At 72.2% G+C, this 15,388-nt stretch carries 12 protein-coding genes; 3 read left to right on the top strand and 9 right to left on the bottom strand.

Annotation, left to right across the window (positions count from 1 at the left end; all coding sequences use genetic code 11):
• Positions 1-114: 114 nt before the first annotated feature.
• The 3 genes from AC0680_RS15565 to AC0680_RS15555 all read right to left on the bottom strand — a co-directional run bounded on the left by AC0680_RS15565 (position 115) and on the right by AC0680_RS15555 (position 2,085).
• The gene (locus AC0680_RS15565) at positions 115-693 is read right to left on the bottom strand and encodes a GNAT family N-acetyltransferase (protein ID WP_478628539.1); all 579 of its coding nucleotides are present in this window, start codon (positions 691-693) and stop codon (positions 115-117) included.
• Positions 694-751: 58 nt separating this feature from the next.
• Positions 752-946, bottom strand: a complete 195-nt coding sequence (locus tag AC0680_RS15560) for an antitoxin (protein WP_478628537.1) — start codon at positions 944-946, stop codon at positions 752-754.
• A gap of 113 nt (positions 947-1,059) precedes the next feature.
• Positions 1,060-2,085: an alpha/beta hydrolase gene (locus AC0680_RS15555; RefSeq protein WP_478628534.1), complete on the bottom strand. Its 1,026-nt coding sequence runs from the start codon at positions 2,083-2,085 to the stop codon at positions 1,060-1,062.
• A 197-nt stretch (positions 2,086-2,282) separates the two neighbouring features.
• On the opposite strand from AC0680_RS15555, the gene AC0680_RS15550 reads away from it, so the two are divergent.
• Positions 2,283-2,597, top strand: coding sequence for a hypothetical protein (locus tag AC0680_RS15550; RefSeq protein ID WP_478628531.1), 315 nt, complete (start codon positions 2,283-2,285; stop codon positions 2,595-2,597).
• A gap of 44 nt (positions 2,598-2,641) precedes the next feature.
• Here AC0680_RS15550 and AC0680_RS15545 read toward each other — a convergent pair whose 3' ends face one another.
• From AC0680_RS15545 to AC0680_RS15520, 6 genes are all read right to left on the bottom strand, one after another.
• On the bottom strand, positions 2,642-5,683 hold the full coding sequence (locus tag AC0680_RS15545) for an alpha-mannosidase (protein ID WP_478628528.1): 3,042 nt from the start codon (positions 5,681-5,683) through the stop codon (positions 2,642-2,644).
• Between the two features lie 60 nt (positions 5,684-5,743).
• A complete protein-coding gene (locus AC0680_RS15540; RefSeq protein ID WP_478628525.1) occupies positions 5,744-7,837 on the bottom strand; it encodes an endo-beta-N-acetylglucosaminidase in 2,094 nt (697 codons plus the stop codon).
• Positions 7,834-9,120 (bottom strand): glycoside hydrolase 5 family protein, encoded by a 1,287-nt coding sequence (locus AC0680_RS15535; RefSeq protein WP_478628524.1) that lies wholly within the window; start codon positions 9,118-9,120, stop codon positions 7,834-7,836. The genes AC0680_RS15540 and AC0680_RS15535 overlap by 4 nt, the downstream gene beginning before the upstream one ends.
• Positions 9,121-9,220: 100 nt before the next feature.
• Positions 9,221-10,108, bottom strand: coding sequence for a carbohydrate ABC transporter permease (locus AC0680_RS15530; RefSeq protein WP_478628523.1), 888 nt, complete (start codon positions 10,106-10,108; stop codon positions 9,221-9,223).
• Complete coding sequence (locus AC0680_RS15525) at positions 10,105-10,974, bottom strand: carbohydrate ABC transporter permease (RefSeq protein ID WP_478628521.1); 870 nt, start codon at positions 10,972-10,974, stop codon at positions 10,105-10,107. The genes AC0680_RS15530 and AC0680_RS15525 overlap by 4 nt, the downstream gene beginning before the upstream one ends.
• Positions 10,975-10,987: 13 nt before the next feature.
• Positions 10,988-12,280, bottom strand: coding sequence for an ABC transporter substrate-binding protein (locus tag AC0680_RS15520; RefSeq protein WP_478628519.1), 1,293 nt, complete (start codon positions 12,278-12,280; stop codon positions 10,988-10,990).
• A gap of 346 nt (positions 12,281-12,626) precedes the next feature.
• Here AC0680_RS15520 and AC0680_RS15515 point away from each other — a divergent pair, with 346 nt between their 5' ends.
• Both AC0680_RS15515 and AC0680_RS15510 read left to right on the top strand, forming a co-directional pair.
• Entirely contained in the window at positions 12,627-13,727 is a 1,101-nt protein-coding gene (locus AC0680_RS15515) for a LacI family DNA-binding transcriptional regulator (protein WP_478628516.1), read from the top strand.
• 61 nt (positions 13,728-13,788) lie between these two features.
• Complete coding sequence (locus AC0680_RS15510; protein WP_478628514.1) at positions 13,789-15,249, top strand: phytoene desaturase family protein; 1,461 nt, start codon at positions 13,789-13,791, stop codon at positions 15,247-15,249.
• Positions 15,250-15,388: the final 139 nt, after the last annotated feature.

Here is a 15,388-nt window from a genome sequence, read left to right as displayed (position 1 = left end):
CCCCCCCCCCCCCCCCCCCCCCCCCCCCCCCCCCCCCCCCCCCCCCCCCCCCCCCCCCCCCCCCCCCCCCCCCCCCCCCCCCCCCCCCCGCCGTGCTCAGTGCGCCAGGGGCCCTCAGGGGCGGCGGTCGTTCAGGATCTTCTGGAAGAGCCGGTGGTCGCGCCAGGCCCCGTTGATGTGCAGATAGTTCTCGGCGGTGCCGAACGGGGTGAAGCCGCACTTGGCCAGCACCCGCTGTGAGGCGGCGTTGTCGACCAGGGTCCCGGCCTGCAGCCGGTGCAGCCCCAGATCCGTGTCGGCGGCGGCACAGACCGCCCGCAGGGCGGCGCAGGCGAGCCCGCGGCGCACCTGGCCCGCGTCGATCCAGTAGCCGACGTTGCCGCTGCGGAACGGGCCCCGCACGATGCCGGAGAGGGTGATCGCCCCGACGATGTCCGGTTCGGTCACACCTTCGTCCGGCTCCCGGACCAGCACCCAGGGCATCGAACGCCCGGCACGGCGCTCCGCGAGCGTCTCCCGCAGCCGCTCCGCCTGCCCGTCGGGGGTGAAGAAGGCCTCGTCCCGGTCCGGCTCCCAGGGCCGCAGATGATCACGGCTCCGCAGGTAGGAGCGGGCGAGGCCGGCGGCGTCCTCGGGCGCCGCCGGGCGCATCAGGACATCTGACGTGAGCCGGACGGACGACGCGGAGATCATCCGTACAGCGTACGGGCGAGGCGGTGGCCCAGGGGCCACCCTCGGGAGAACCGCTGGTTCAGCCCTGTGGCGGCCGCTCCCTGCCCTGCCCGCCGCCGAACTCGTCCCTGAGCTTGTCCTGGCCGGTGTCGACCTGCCCCGTGTACTTGCCCCGGGTCTTGTCGTCGACCATGTCGCCGGCCTTCTCGATGCCCTTGTCCGTCTGGGATTCGTGGCCCTTCAGCATGTGCTTGATCTTGTCCAGCATGGACATGAGTCGTCCTCCTCACCACGGTCCCCCACGACTCCAGCATCGCCCCCCACCAGGCGAACTGCATCCGCGCACCGGGGCGCCGCGCCCCGCCCCCGGCCGCCGTCGCCCCGGATTCAGGAGCCGCTCGCCACCGGCCCCTTCAGCTGGTCGCTGATGAACTTGATCGAGCCGTCCGCCATGCCCTTCTGGTAGTCCCAGGCGTTGTGCCGGCCGCCGGGTATGAGCTGCATCGAGGTGTGTATCGGACCCTTGCCGTACGTCCGGCGGAACTTCTCTATCGAGGCGGGGACGGTGGCGGACTCCCTGCTGCCGGCCTGGAAGGCGAGGTAGACGTCCGGGCCGCCCTTCTGGAGGAGGCGCTGGGCGAGCTGCTCCGGGTTGTTGGCGTCCTTCTCCGCCTGGTGCCCCGCCCACAGGGGCGAATCCGGCACGATGTCCGGGCCGCTGGCAATCGCCGCCTTGAACTTCTCCGGGTACTTCAGTACGGACTTCAGCCCCGCGAAGCCACCCGAGGACGAGCCCATGAAGGCCCAGCCGTCCCGCGACTTGTACGTACGGAAATTGGCCTTCGCGAGGTTGACGACGTCCTCGGTCAGCCAGGTCCCCATCTTCTGCTGCCCGGGGATGTCGCTGCCGTCGTGGTACTGGGTGTCCGGGTTGAGCATCGGCATCACCACGATGAACGGCAGGCTCTTGCCCTCCGCGGTCCACTTCGTGATGTTCTCCTGCAGCGCGATGTCGCCACCGACCCAGTAGTTGGTGACACCGCCCTGCTCCTTCGGGCTGCCCAGACCGCCCGGCAGGGCTATCAGCACCGGAAAGCCGCTCTTGGCGTACTTCGGGTCCTGGTACTCCTTCGGCGCCCAGACCCAGACGCTGCCGGTGACGCCCGATTTCGCGCCCTTGAGCGTCGCGCGCGCTATATGGGTGCCGTCGTCCAGCGTGCGGGTGATCCGGAAGTCGCTCTTGGGGCCGGTGGGCAGCAGGGTGTCGTCGTCCACGGGCTTGACCCGCGCGCCGCCCCCGTCCTTGGAGCCGGCGTTGAAGTCGACCGGGTTTCCGGTGTCCGAGCAGCCGGAGAGCAGCGCGCAGCTGGCGACGAGGGTGGCCGTGAGCGCGACGGCATAGCGATGTTTCAACGGTGACTCCGCGACGGGGTGATCAAGTACAAGTGCTCATAAAGAGGGAAAACCGATGGCCGGGGTTCCCTCGTCGGTTCCCTCGTCGCGGGACGGGCACCGACCCCGGCTCACCCGTTCGGCGTACTGCCCCCTCGGCGGATTGTGCTCGGCCCGCTCGACGGGCACGGCGCCGCGGTCCGGCCGAGAATGCAGCGGTGAGCGATGAACACCGCAGTGCCGACCACACCGTGCCGCGCGCCGTGCCGGGTGACGAGGAACGACGGCTCGCCAGGAAGGCGCTGGCCGGCCGCGCGCGGAACGCGAACGATCTGACGTTGCTGATGGACATGCTGGGCCTGGATCCGAGCCGGGACCCGGGCCCGGAGGCATACGGCCAGGAGCTGGGCCCGGGCCCCTTGCCCGGCCGTGGGCGGCGGGCCGGGCGCGGCGCCGGGCGCGAGCGGCGCGCCGAGCTGCGGCGCGACACCTGCCGCGACGCCCGGTCGCGCTCGGGCGGGCAAGGGGCCTGACGTCCGCCCCGTGCCCGCCCACCGCCTGATCGGCAAGACGCCGCTCAGCGATCCCCCGCCCGGCGCAGCCGCAGGGTCACGATCTGGAACGGGCGGAGCCGCATCCGCACCGTGCCGCCGTCCCGCTCGATCGCCGGGCCGTCGTCGGTCGGCCGTTCCAGCAGATCGGTGGTGACGGCGCCGGCCACCTCGAAGCCGGCCGTCACCGACGTGACCGCCCGCCCGCCGTGCGCCTCGTGGAGGCGCACGATCACATCGCCGCTCGCGTCGTCGGCGAGCTTGACCGCGGTGACCACCGTCGCGTCGTTGCCGACCGTGATCAGCGGCGGCACCGGTTCCGCGCCGGTGATCCGGCGCTCGGGCAGGTTGAGGCGGTGTCCCTCGCGCACCGCGTCGCCGATGGCGGCGCCGGGCACCAGCGCATAGCGGAAGCGGTGCACGCCCTGGTCGGTCTCCGGGTCGGGGAAGCGCGGGGCGCGCAGCAGGGAGAGCCGCACGGTCGTGGTCGTGCCCCGGTCGCCGTCGTCCCGGACGGTCCGGGTGACGTCATGGCCGTAGGTCGCGTCGTTGACCAGCGCGACGCCCCAGCCCGGCTCCTCCAGATGCACGAACCGGTGCGCGCACGCCTCGAACTTGGCCGCCTCCCAGCTGGTGTTGGTGTGCGTGGGCCGGTAGAGGTGCCCGAACTGGGTCTCCGCGGCGTAGCGCTCGGCGTGTACGTCCAGCGGGAACGCGGCCTTGAGGAACTTCTCGGTCTCGTGCCAGTCCACCTCGGTGTCGATGTCCAGGCGCCGCTGCCCGCGCGCCAGCGTCAGCGACTGCACCACCCGCGAGCCGCCGAAGGTACGGGTCACCCGGACCGTCGCCGCGTCCCCGGACACCTCGCCGAGCACGACCTCGTCGGCGTCCGTCAGATCGGTGACGACATTGCGGTAGAACGCGTCCACGTCCCAGGCGTCCCACATGTTGGGGAAGTCCGGGTGGATCTGCAGCAGGTTCGCCGCCGCGCCCGGAGCCACCGCCTCACGGTCGGCCCGCCGGTCGTACGCGGAGACCACCAGGCCGCGGCCGTCGATCACGATCCGCAGCAGGCCGTTGGTGAGCGTGAACCCGCCGTCGGCACGGGCCGCGGCGGACACTTCCGCCCCCTCGCCCACCGTGGGCGCCACCGCGCCGGCCGCGACCCCGCCGCGGGCGTGCGGCGCGGAGTTCGCCACCAGCTCCCCGCCGCCGTCGCCGGCCAGCACCGCCAGCGCGGCGGCGATGATCCCCTCCAGCTCGGCGGCGACCGACGCATACGTCTTCTCCGCCTCGCGATGCACCCAGGCGATGGAGGAGCCGGGCAGGATGTCATGGAACTGATGGAGCAGCACCGTCTTCCAGATCCGGTCCAGCTCGGCGTAGGGGTAGGGGTGCCCGGCCAGCACGGCGGCGGTGGCCGACCAGAGTTCGGCCTCCCGGAGCAGCTGCTCGCTGCGCCGGTTGCCGCGCTTGGTCCTGGCCTGGCTGGTGAGGGTCGCGCGATGCAGCTCCAGATACAGCTCGCCCACCCACACCGGAGCATGCGGATACTCCGCCTCCGCCTTCGCGAAGAAGTCCGCCGGCCGTTCCCACTCCACCGTCGCCGAACCGTCCAGATCGCGCAGCCGGCGGGCCTTGGCGATCATCTCGCGGGTGGTGCCCCCGCCGCCGTCGCCCCAGCCGGTCGGTGCCAGCGAGTGCCGGGCCACCCCCTTGTCCTTGAAGTTCCGCGCCGCATGGGCGATCTCGCTGCCCGCCATCTGGCAGTTGTAGGTGTCCACCGGCGGGAAGTGCGTGAAGATCCGGGTGCCGTCGATGCCCTCCCAACGGAAGGTGTGGTGCGGAAACGCGTTGACCTGACTCCAGGAGATCTTCTGCGTCAGCAGCCACTTCGACCCCGCCGCCTTGATGATCTGCGGCAGTCCCGCGGCGAAACCGAAGGTGTCCGGCAGCCACGCCTCGTCGTTCTCGACGCCGAACTCCTCCAGGAAGAACCGCTTTCCGTGTACGAACTGACGGGCCATCGCCTCCGACCCGGGCATGTTGGTGTCCGACTCCACCCACATCCCGCCCGCCGGCACGAACCGCCCCTCCGCGACCGCCTTCTTGACCTTGGCGTAGACCTCGGGCCGATGCTCCTTGATCCAGGCATACTGCTGCGCCTGCGACATGGCGTAGACGAACTCCGGCTCGTCCTCCAGCAGCGCCGTCATGTTCGACGTCGTACGGGCCACCTTCCGCACGGTCTCGCGCAGCGGCCACAACCACGCCGAATCGATATGCGCATGGCCCACCGCGCTGATCCGGTGCGCCGACGCCCCCGCGGGCGCCGCCAGCACCGCGCTCAGCTCCGCACGCGCCGCCCCCGCCGTCGCGTTGACCCGCTGCGGGTCCACCGCGTCGAGCGCCCGGCCGACCGCCCGCAGCACCTCCCAGCGGCGCGGACCGTCCACCGGGAGCTCCACCATCAGCTCGCCCAGCACCTCCAGGTCCAAGACCAGCTCCCACACCTCGGTGTCGAACACCGCCAGATCCATCCGCGCCAGCCGGTACTGCGGCTCGCTGCCCGCGGTCTCCCGGTCGCCCAACGGGGTCGGCCGGAACGGGTGGACATCGAGGACGACGGGGTTGGACGCGGCCTCCAGATGCCACTCGACGCGCTCGCCGCCACGGACCGGCGCGCCCACCCGCACCCACTGGTTGCGCGGATTGACCGCCTTGACCGGAGTGCCGTCGGGCAGATGGACCAGCGCCTCGCACTGGAAGCCCGGCATCCGCTCGTCGAATCCCAGATCCAGCACGGCCTCCACGGTGCGGCCGGCCCACCGCGCGGGCACCTCGCCGACCACCTTGAACCAGGTCGTGCCCCAGGGCGCGCCCCAGGCGTCGCCCACCGCCACCGGCGTGTGCGCGGCGGCCAGACCCTCCGCCACCGGCACCGGCTCTCCCGGCGCGACCCACGCCGAGACCTCCAGGGGTACCGATTCCGGATACAGCGCGGGCCGGATGCGCTCGTCCAGGACCCGCTTGAGACGGGCTTCGATCAGTGCGCGATCGTCATGCATGGCGATGACTCCGTAGCGTCGAGGGGTACGGGCGGCAGAGGTTGCGCCCAACTTCCGTCCCTACCAGGGAACTTCGACCTCGGCAGGCTCCGAGGCGGTGAACAGTTCCTGCACGGCGCGCACCTGGAGCCGGGCGGCCGGCTCGCCCTGCACGCGTCGCAGCCCCGGTAGGTGGAAGGCCGTGCCGCAGGTGCCGCCGAGGAACCGGCGCGTGCCGTCCGGGAGCCGGCGGTGCAGCTCGTAGTGGCGCACCGGACCGGCGGCCCGCCGCCAGCGCAGCCGCAGCGAGGTCGCCCCGTCGGCGGTGGCGGTGTCGGTGACCTCCAGCCCGGTGGGCGGGGCCGGCGTGGTGACTTCGTCATGGACCGCCAGTGCCCCCAGCCGCCAGGCCACCGGCGCGCCGCCCCGGCCGGTCAGCCGCACGCCCAGGGCGTGTACCGGGCCGGTGCCGAGCGAGCCGAGCCGCACCGAGTCGGTGCGCCAGGCGCCGCCCGGCTCCAGGGTGCCCGCCGGCAGGTACCGGTACGGTGCGGGCTCGCCCGGTGCCGGCGCTTCCCGCAGGGCGAGGGCGACCTCGACGACCACCGGGCCCGACGACGGATCGAGGCGATGGGTGAGATCGAGGACCGTCCCGTCACCGGCCGGCAGCCGGGCCCCGAACAGCTCCAGCGTGGCCGGCGCGTCCAGGGCGCCGCGCACCAGCAGACTGCTGCCGCCGCGCCAGGCGTCGGCGAAGTCCAGCGACACGTCCGGGCGCCGGCCCTTCGTCCATACCGCCCAGCGTCGCGGCGGCAGCCGGTCCTGCAGCCCGAGATGGTTCCAGGGCGTGTCGGACGTGATCGCACCGTCCTCGTACCAGCGCAGACCGTGCCCGGTGTTGAAGGTGCTGGCGAACGGCAGCGCGTCGAGCGTCGCACGGTCGGCGACCGCGGTGGCCGGTGCCCGCCAGCCGCCGCCCTTGCCGCCGGGCCTGGTCGGATCCAGGCCCGCACCGGACCAGAACCGGTCGTCCGCGGCGTGGAACTGGCCCGGCGTACGCCCCGCGGGCAGGTGGGAGAGCGTCCACTCGGGACGGTAGAAGCCGTACGACACGACATGGTCGCGTCCGGCGGGGACGATCGCGTCCCAGTCGGTGCGGGTGTCCCAGCCCGCCGACTCCACGTCGACCCCGGCCCACAGCTCATAGCGGCTGCGGCCCAGCCGATCCGCCAGGCGCCCCGAGTCCGCCAGCCGCCCCGCGCTCCAGCGGAAGTCGACGAACAGCGAATCGGCGACCGGTCCCGCCGCGTCCTGGAAGAACGGCCGGTTCAGCTCGTCGAGCGCGCCCTGCCAGCCGACCTGCCCGGTGGTGTTCATCGCGTCGTACCAGGTGATCCGCAGACCTTGCGGGGCGCCCGCGGCCCGCAGCGCCCGCAGGAACGCCTGCATGTCGGCGGCCAGCGCGGCATCGCCGCCCTCGGTCTCGGCGTTGATGAACCAGCCGTCGAAGCCGTACACCGTCGCGACCCGCACCAGCTTGGCGGCGAGCGGGAAGCGCCCCGACGCGTCCTTGCGCACCAGGTCGCGGGTCCAGCGCAACTGCCCGCCGTAGGCGACCGGCGGGAGGAAGACGGTGCCGAGGACGGGGACGCCGTTGCGGTGCGCGGCGTCGACGACCGGGGCGTTCGGGGCGAGGATCAGGCCCTCGCCGGAGGAGCCGCCCCAGAAGACCAGCTCGTCGAGGTACGCCCAGTGGGTCGGCGCGTAGTAGTCGGCCGTCGCCGAGCCCTGTGAGGGGTTGCCCGCGGTGTGGTCGAAGGCCGCCAGCGCGCTGATCCGGGCCTGGCCCGCGCGCGCCGTGGTGTTCGCCGGGACCGGGGTGAAGCGCTCGGCCAGCGGCACCGTCGCCGTGTTGAACGCCAGGTCCCGGTCGGTCTCGGGGCGCCAGTCCGCAAGGCTCCGCCAGGTGATGCCTTCTCCGGGCGTGCCCGACGGCAGCGAGTCGGGGAACCAGTACGACGCGTACGGCTGCAAGGAGTCCGCGGCACGGGCCCCGGGACGGCCGGCGGCCAGCGCCGGGCCGCTCCCGAGGGACGGCCCGAGCAGCGCGGCCGCGGCGCCGGCCCCGGCCAGCAGCACACGGCGGCGGGGTAGGGGCGACGGTTGCCGGGTCATGAGGTGCTCCTCCGGTGGGGGACGGACGGCGACGGGCGGCGCGCGGGGCCGACCTCGTCGGGTGTGCGGACCTCGGTGATTCCACGGGACGTCAGATGTGCGGCGTCGGTGGCGAGTTCGGCCAGTACGAGAGCCGGCCGGGCCCCCTGGGCGGCCAGCTCCGCCCAGGCCTCGAAGACCGGGCCGCCGGGCGCGCACACCGAACGCCGCGGCGCCGCCTGCGCACCGCCGGTGTCGACGACCAGTGCCGTGCTGCGGACCGGCGGCCGGTGTGCCCGGCCGCGGTACTCCTCGACCAGCGCCGCGATCGCCCGGCCCGCCGGCTTGACCGTACGGTCGTTGCGCAGCAGGCCCAGCCCGTACTCCAGCTCGGGGAAGTCGGCGAGCGAGCGCGCCACGTCGTGCGAACACCACCAGGTGACGCCCCACAGGTCCGGGCAGTCCAGCGCGGCCGCGACGGTGGCCCCGGTGAAGCGCGCCGCGCCCTCCTCGGGGATGTGCGGGGCGGGGGCGCCGACCTCCTGGAGCCACACCGGGCGGTGCGGGTCCTCGGCCCAGGCCTTGGACAGTTCGATGAGGTAGGCGGCGTGCTGCTCGGTGGCGGTGCCGGTCGGCCCGTGCCGCTGTGCGGTGCCGTTGAACACCCAGGAGTGCACGGCCGTGACGGCGCCGAGCCGGGCGGCCTGCGCGGGTGTGAAGGGGTGGCCGTCGCGGTACCAGGCGGCGTCGTACGCGGCGTGCAGATGCATCCGGCCCGGCGCGCCCCGCTCGCACGCCGCCAGCATCCGCCTCAGCCAGGCTTCGGCCTGTTCGTCGGTGATCCGGTCCGGGTCCGGGTGCGGACCGTCCGAGAACTGGTCGATCTCGTTGCCGAGCGTCATCCCGAGGAAGTTCGGCCGGTCGGCGAGCGCCGCGGCCAGCGTCCGCAGATACTCCTCCTGGCCCGCCAGTACCTCCGGGTCGGTGAAGATGTTCCGGCGGTGCCAGGTCTGCGTCCAGGCGGGGAGGAAGTCGAAGCTCGACAGATGGCCCTGCAGCCCGTCGACGCTGACGTCGAGGCCGCGTTCGGCCGCGGCGTCCGCCAGGTGCACCAGTTGCTCCACGGCGCGCGGCCGGATCAGGGTGCGGTTGGGCTGGAAGAGCGGCCAGAGCGGGAAGACCCGGATGTGGTCCAGGCCGAGGGCGGCGATCGAGTCGAGGTCGGCGCGCACGGCGTCCAGGTCGAAGTCGAGCCAGTGGTGGAACCAGCCTCGGGTGGGGGTGTAGTTGGCGCCGAATCGCATGGGGCTCCTGTGGGTACGGGCGGGGATCGGGCGGGCCGGGGCGGCTCAGGGCGGGTCCGGTGGGTCATGGCCGGGTCCGGCCCTGACCCACCGGACCGTCCTAGCCCTTGACGGCGCCCTCGCCGACGCCGCGGAAGAAGTAACGCTGCAGACAGGCGAACAGCACGATCAGCGGGACGACGGCGATGACGGTGCCGGCCGCGACCAGCCGCTGGTTGTCCGCGAAGGTGCCGTGCAGAAAGTTCAGTCCGATGGTCAGGGTGAACTTCGACTGGTCGCTGAGCACGATCAGCGGCCACAGGAAGTCGTCCCAGGCACCCATGAACGAGAAGATCGCCACGACCGCGAGGGTGCCCCTGACCGACGGCAGCGCGATCCGTACGAACCGCTGCCAGGCGTTGGCCCCGTCGACGAACGCCGCCTCCTCGACCTCGTACGGCAGATTCGCGAAGGCGTTCCGCATCAGCAGCACGTTCATCGCGCCGATGCAGCCGGGCAGCACCACACCGAGCAGGGTGTTGTTGAGCTGCAGTTCCCGCATCGTCACGAACTGGGCGATCATGATGCTCTCGACCGGCACCAGCATCGCCATGATGAAGACGGCCAGTGCGGCCTTGCGGCCCCGAAAGCGCATCCGGGCCAGTGCGTAGCCGGCGAGCGCCGCCCCGGCGCAGTTGGTGACCACATTGGCGGTGGCGACCTTCAGGGAGTTCAGCGCGAAGTCCCAGACCGGGATGAGCTCTGCGACGCCGGCATAGTTGGCCAGCGTGGCGTCCTGCGGGATCAGGCTCGGCGGATAGCGGTAGATGTCCTCGCCCGGTCCCTTGAGAGACGTGGACAGCTGCCACAGGAACGGCCCGACGGTCAGTGCCAGTACGGCGAGCAGCAGGAGGTAGCGGAGCGGCAACCGCCACCACGGCAGCCGCCGTCGCCCGGCGCGCCGTCGCCCGTCGCGCCGCCGTGGCGCGTCGGCTCCCGCGGCGTTCACGCCTCCTCCTTGCGGCCGGCGCGCAGCACCAGCAGCATCAGCCCGAGTGTGATCACGAAGACCACGACGGACAGCGCGGAGGCATAGCCGACCCGGCCGCTGAGGCCGGTTCCGGCCTGCTGGACGAGCATCACCAACGTGGTGTCCTCCCCGCCGGGGCCGCCGGTCGGACCGGCCATGAGATAGACCTCGGAGAACGCCTTGAAGGCGCCGACCGCGGACAGGGCGGCCACCAGCACCATCGTGCTCCGCACCGCGGGCACCGTGACGGTCACGAAGCGGCGCACCGCTCCCGCGCCGTCGACCGCGCACGCCTCGTGCAGCTCCGGTGGAACGTTCGCCAGCGCCGCCAGGTAAATGATCATGTAGTACCCGAGGCCCTTCCAGACGGTGACCGCCATCGCGCTGAGCAGCAGCAGCCAGGGGTCGCTGAGGAAGCCCGCCCTGCCGAAGCCCAGGCCCTCCAGCAGGGCGTTGATCAGCCCCCGGTCGTCCAGCAGCCACACCCAGATCAGACCGACCACGACCACGGAGGCGACCACCGGCGTGTAGAACGCGGCGCGGAAGAAGGTGATCCCGGGTATCTGCCGCTGCACCAGCATGGCCAGCAGCAGCGGGAGGATCACCAGCAGCGGGACGACCCCCAGGACGTACAGCAGGCTGTTGCGCAGCCCCGTCCAGAACATCGCGTCATGGATCAGCTCCTGGTAGTTGGCGCCGCCGACGAACCGGCCCGCGGTGAGCGTGCGGGCATCGGTGAACGAGTGCGCCACCGTGCTGAGGAACGGATAGAGGCCGAACGCGGCCACGACCAGCAGCCCGGGGCCGAGGAACAGCCAGGGACTGGCCGGCTTGTGCGTCTTCACGCGGCGCCCGGCCTCAGCCGGTCTTCAGCAGGCGGTTGCACTCGGCGACCGCACCGTCCAGCGCCGCCTCGGGTGGCTGCTCGCCCCGCACGGCCTTGGCGACCGCATTGCGCAGCACGGTCTTCATCTGGTCGCTGAGCAGCACCGGGGTGTAATTCACCGCGGTCTTCAGCGACTTGGCCGACACCACCCGCACCCGGGTCGCGTCGGTGCCGTCCTCCTTGGTGAAGTAGGGGTCCTCCAGCGAGCCCTTGGTGCTGGGGAAGATGGTGACCTTCTTGGCGAAGGCCATCTGGTTCTTCTTGTCCGTGACGAAGTGCGCGAACGCGACCGCCGCCGGCTTGACTTCACTCTGCGCGTTCACCATCAGGCCCTGGACGTACATATTGGCCTTACCGGTGTTGTTGACCGCGTCGGTGATACCGATGTGCCGGTAGAGGCTCGGCGCCTCCTTCTTGAAGTTCTCCAGATCGAGCGCGCTGCCCGGATTCATCGCCACCGACTGCTGCTGGAACTTCCGCCCCGACGACTCCGCCTGCGCGGTCAGCGCCTGCGAGTCCAGCGCCCCGGACGCATACAGCTCCTTGTAGTGCCGCAGCAGCTCCACGCCTTTGGGCTCGTTGAACGTGAACTCCGTGCCGCGGGCGTTCATCAGCCGTACGCCGTACCGTCCGAAGTCCTCGATCGACGGCGTACTGGCGAGCATCGCTATCTTGCGCCCGCTCTTCTTCGCCATCGTGACCGCGTCGGTGAAGAGCTGGTCATAGGTGGCCGGTGGCTTCTCCGGATCGAGCCCGGCCTTCTTGAAGAGGTCCTTGTTGTAGAACATCGGCCCGGTGTTCAGATACCAGGGAAAGGCATAGACCCCCGGCAGCCCCGGCATCTCATGACTCTTCCACGCGCCGGGGAGGTACTCTTCGCGGTACTTTCCCGCGGCTTTTTCCAGGTCGAGTGCCAGCCCAGCCTTGGCCAGTGGATAGGCGAGATCCGGCGAAACATTGACGACGTCCGGCAGCGTCCCGCCCGCCGCGTCCGCGCTCAACTTCTGCGGGTATCCCTCGGCCGGCTGATCCACCCACTTCACCTTGGCGTCCGGATGCTCCTTCTCGAAATCCGCGATGACACCCTCGAAGTAGTCCTTGAAATTTGCCTTGAGGTTCCAGGTCTGGAACGTGACCTGCCCCTCGACCTTTCCCGAGGCGCTGTCCGCCCCTCCGGAGCCCCCTGAAGGACCGCATGCGGCCAAGGCGAGCACCGGGATGACCCACGCTGCCGTCGCGGCAGTCGCTCGACGGGAAATACGCATGACTGGCGGCTCCTTTGCTCGAACCAGACACAGGTGCGGAGACTGTCGCGCAGGACCATATAAACCAGTGGCCGAAAAATAGACCAGTGGTACGGATCCGGAAAGCGTGCGGCGGATTTCTCGAGCCGCTCCGCCGGGTCTTTCACTGGCCCTCGGGCGATGATGCGGCAGACGGTACTAATGCGTTTTAGTGGGTGTCAACACCCCTGTTCGAACAACCGCTTCCCGGGCCGGTGGACGCCGTCGTCAAGGTGTCCGCAACGGCCGTCCGCATGGGGTTTGACACGGCACTCCCCGCTGATCAGACTGGGCGCACTAATGCGGTTTAGGTCGAGGAGAGCCCGCCATGACAGCGCCCGGTGAGGCCGCCCGCCGGAGGCCGGCGCGCCGACCGACGATCAAGGACATCGCCCGCCGGGCCGGAGTCTCGGAGAGCGCCGTCTCCTTCGCCCTCAACGACCGGCCGGGCGTCTCCCAGGACACCCGTGCCCGGGTACGACGCGTCGCGGAGGAACTGGGCTGGCAGGCCAACAGCGCGGCCCGCGCACTGTCCGGCGAACACGCCGGCGCCCTGGGGCTGGTGCTCGCCCGGCCCGCGCGGACCCTGGGCGTGGAGTCCTTCTTCCTCCAGCTCGTCTCCGGCATCCAGGAAGTGCTCTCGGTGCGCCGGATCGCGCTGCTCTTCCAGGTCGTCGAGGACCTCGACGCCGAGTGCGCGCTCTACCGCCGCTGGTGGGCCGAACGCCGGGTGGACGGCGTCCTGGTCGTCGACCCGCGCACCGAGGACCCGCGACCGGAGCTGCTCGCCGCACTCGGCCTGCCGGCCGTCGTCATCGGCGGCCCGTCCGCCCCCGGCCCGGCCGCGGCCGAGCGGCCCGCCGCCCACCCGCAGTCCCCGCTCGCCACGGTCTGGGCCGACGACTCCGAGGCCATGGCCCGGGTCCTCGACCACCTCCACGGCCTCGGGCACCGCCGCATCGTGCACGTGGCGGGCCTGCCCGGCCTGGCCCACACCGAACGCCGCATCCGCTCACTGCGCACCGAAGCGGCCCTCCGCGGCCTCGACGAACGCCGGGTCCGCTCCGTGACCACCGACTACTCCGATGCCGAAGGGGCCGACGCCACCCGCCGCGTCCTCGACGCTCCCGAGCCGCCCACCGCGATCATCTACGACAACGACGTGATGGCCGTGGCCGGCGCCTCGGTCGCCGCCGGGCGGGGCATCCCCGTCCCCGGCCGGCTGTCGATCGTGGCCTGGGACGACTCGGCGCTCTGCCGCGTCACCCACCCCCGGCTGACCGCACTGGTCCGCGACACCCCCGGCTTCGGACGGCTCGCCGCCCAGGAACTCCTCACCGTCCTCGACGGCGGGGCGCCACGCACCGTACGGGGCGAACAGCCGCACCTGGAGACCCGCGAGAGCACCGGCCCGTGCCCGGGGAGCTGACGAGGCGCTCCCCGCCCGGCCCGCCCCCGAGGCGTTCCCGATTCCTTGGCATGCTGAGGGCATGACATTACGGGCAGGGCGGGAGCGCGAGGCAGCGGTAGTGGTGGGCGCGGGACCGAACGGGCTGGCCGCGGCGGTCACACTGGCCCGCAGCGGACTGCGGGTCACGGTGTTCGAGGCGGCCGACGAGATCGGCGGCGGGGTCCGCAGCGGCGAGCTGTCCGTACCCGGCGTGCTCTTCGACCACTGTTCCTCGACCCATGTGATGGGCGCCGGCTCCCCGTATCTGCGCACGCTGGACCTTGCCGCATACGGGCTGGAATGGTGCTGGCCCGAGGTCGATCTCGCCCACCCGGTGGACGGCGGAGAAGCCGGGGCGCTCTACACCTCGGTCGGGCGGACGGCGGACGCCCTGGGCGCCGACGGGCCCGCCTGGAGGCGACTGTTCGGGCCGCTGGCCGCGGACGCCGAGGTGCTGACCGACGCGGTGATGCGGCCGCTGGTCACGGTGCCCCGGCATCCGTTCCGGCTCGCGCGCTTCGGCCTGCACGCCCTGCAGCCCGCCACCCTGGTCGCCCGCCGCTTCCGCACGGAAGCCGGGCGCGGCCTCTTCGGCGGGGTGGCGGCGCATCTCTTCGGGCCGCTGACCCGGCCGGTCACCGCGTCCATCGGAGTCATGGTCATCGCGGCCGGGCACCGGTACGGCTGGCCGGTCGCCAAGGGCGGCTCCCGTGCGATCGCCGACGCTCTGGCGGCCATGCTCCTCGCGGAGGGCGGGCGCATCGAGACCGGGGTGCGCATCGGCTCACTCGACCAGTTGCCGCCCGCGGCAACGGTGTTGCTGGATCTGGCCCCTGCCGCCGCCGCAGCCGTGATCGGCGACCGGCTGCCGCCCCGGGTGCGCCGTGCCTACACCCGCTACCGGCACGGTCCCGGCGCGTTCAAGCTCGACCTGGCGGTCGAGGGCGGCATTCCCTGGCGCGCCGAGGCCTGCCGGCGGGCCGGGACCGTGCACCTGGGCGGCAGCTTCGAGCAGATCGCGTACGCGGAGCACGAGGTGTACCGCGGGCGGATGCCCGAGCGGCCGTTCCTCCTGGTCTCCCAGTCCTACCTCGCCGACACCGGCCGCTCCGCCGGCGAGGTCCACCCGGTCTCGGCGTATGCGCATGTGCCCCACGGCTACCGCGGCGACGCCACCGCCGCGATGCTGGCGCAGTTCGAGCGCTTCGCGCCCGGCACGCGCGAGCGGATCGTCGCCGTCACCGCCACCACCACCGCGGACCTGGAACGCGGCAACGCCAACCTCGTCGGCGGCGACATCATCGGCGGCGCCAACCTCCCGCTCCAGCTGACGATGCGCCCCCGTATCGCCCTGGACCCCTACCGCACGGGCGTCCCCGGCGTGTACCTCTGCTCGGCGTCCACCCCGCCGGGCGCCGGCGCCCACGGCATGAGCGGCCACAACGCGGCCCGCTCCGCGCTGCGGGCGCTGGGCCTGGAGGGCTCCGACCGGCGGTTCTGACCGGTCAAGTCGCTCGGGTGACAGCGGGGTTGTCGCCCGGAGGCGGACAGGCCACGGCGGGGGGGGGGGGGGGGGGGGGGGGGGGGGGGAAGAGGAGAGCGCAAGGGGCGAGGAGGAGGGAGGGGAGAGGAACGAGAAG

This window comes from Streptomyces sp. NPDC043738, from assembly GCF_056436545.1.
Note: the sequence above shows the minus strand (reverse complement) of the source record. Positions and strands in the feature narration are given on the sequence as shown.

Excerpts from the sequence above, each read along its gene's own strand:
- AC0680_RS15565 (WP_478628539.1), bottom strand. The coding sequence starts at position 693 with ATGATCTCCGCGTCGTCCGTCCGGCTCACGTCAGATGTCCTGATGCGC.
- AC0680_RS15560 (WP_478628537.1), bottom strand. The coding sequence starts at position 946 with ATGTCCATGCTGGACAAGATCAAGCACATGCTGAAGGGCCACGAATCC.
- AC0680_RS15535 (WP_478628524.1), bottom strand. The coding sequence starts at position 9,120 with ATGCGATTCGGCGCCAACTACACCCCCACCCGAGGCTGGTTCCACCAC.
- AC0680_RS15540 (WP_478628525.1), bottom strand. The coding sequence starts at position 7,837 with ATGACCCGGCAACCGTCGCCCCTACCCCGCCGCCGTGTGCTGCTGGCC.
- AC0680_RS15520 (WP_478628519.1), bottom strand. The coding sequence starts at position 12,280 with ATGCGTATTTCCCGTCGAGCGACTGCCGCGACGGCAGCGTGGGTCATC.
- AC0680_RS15510 (WP_478628514.1), top strand. The coding sequence starts at position 13,789 with ATGACATTACGGGCAGGGCGGGAGCGCGAGGCAGCGGTAGTGGTGGGC.
- AC0680_RS15545 (WP_478628528.1), bottom strand. The coding sequence starts at position 5,683 with ATGCATGACGATCGCGCACTGATCGAAGCCCGTCTCAAGCGGGTCCTG.
- AC0680_RS15515 (WP_478628516.1), top strand. The coding sequence starts at position 12,627 with ATGACAGCGCCCGGTGAGGCCGCCCGCCGGAGGCCGGCGCGCCGACCG.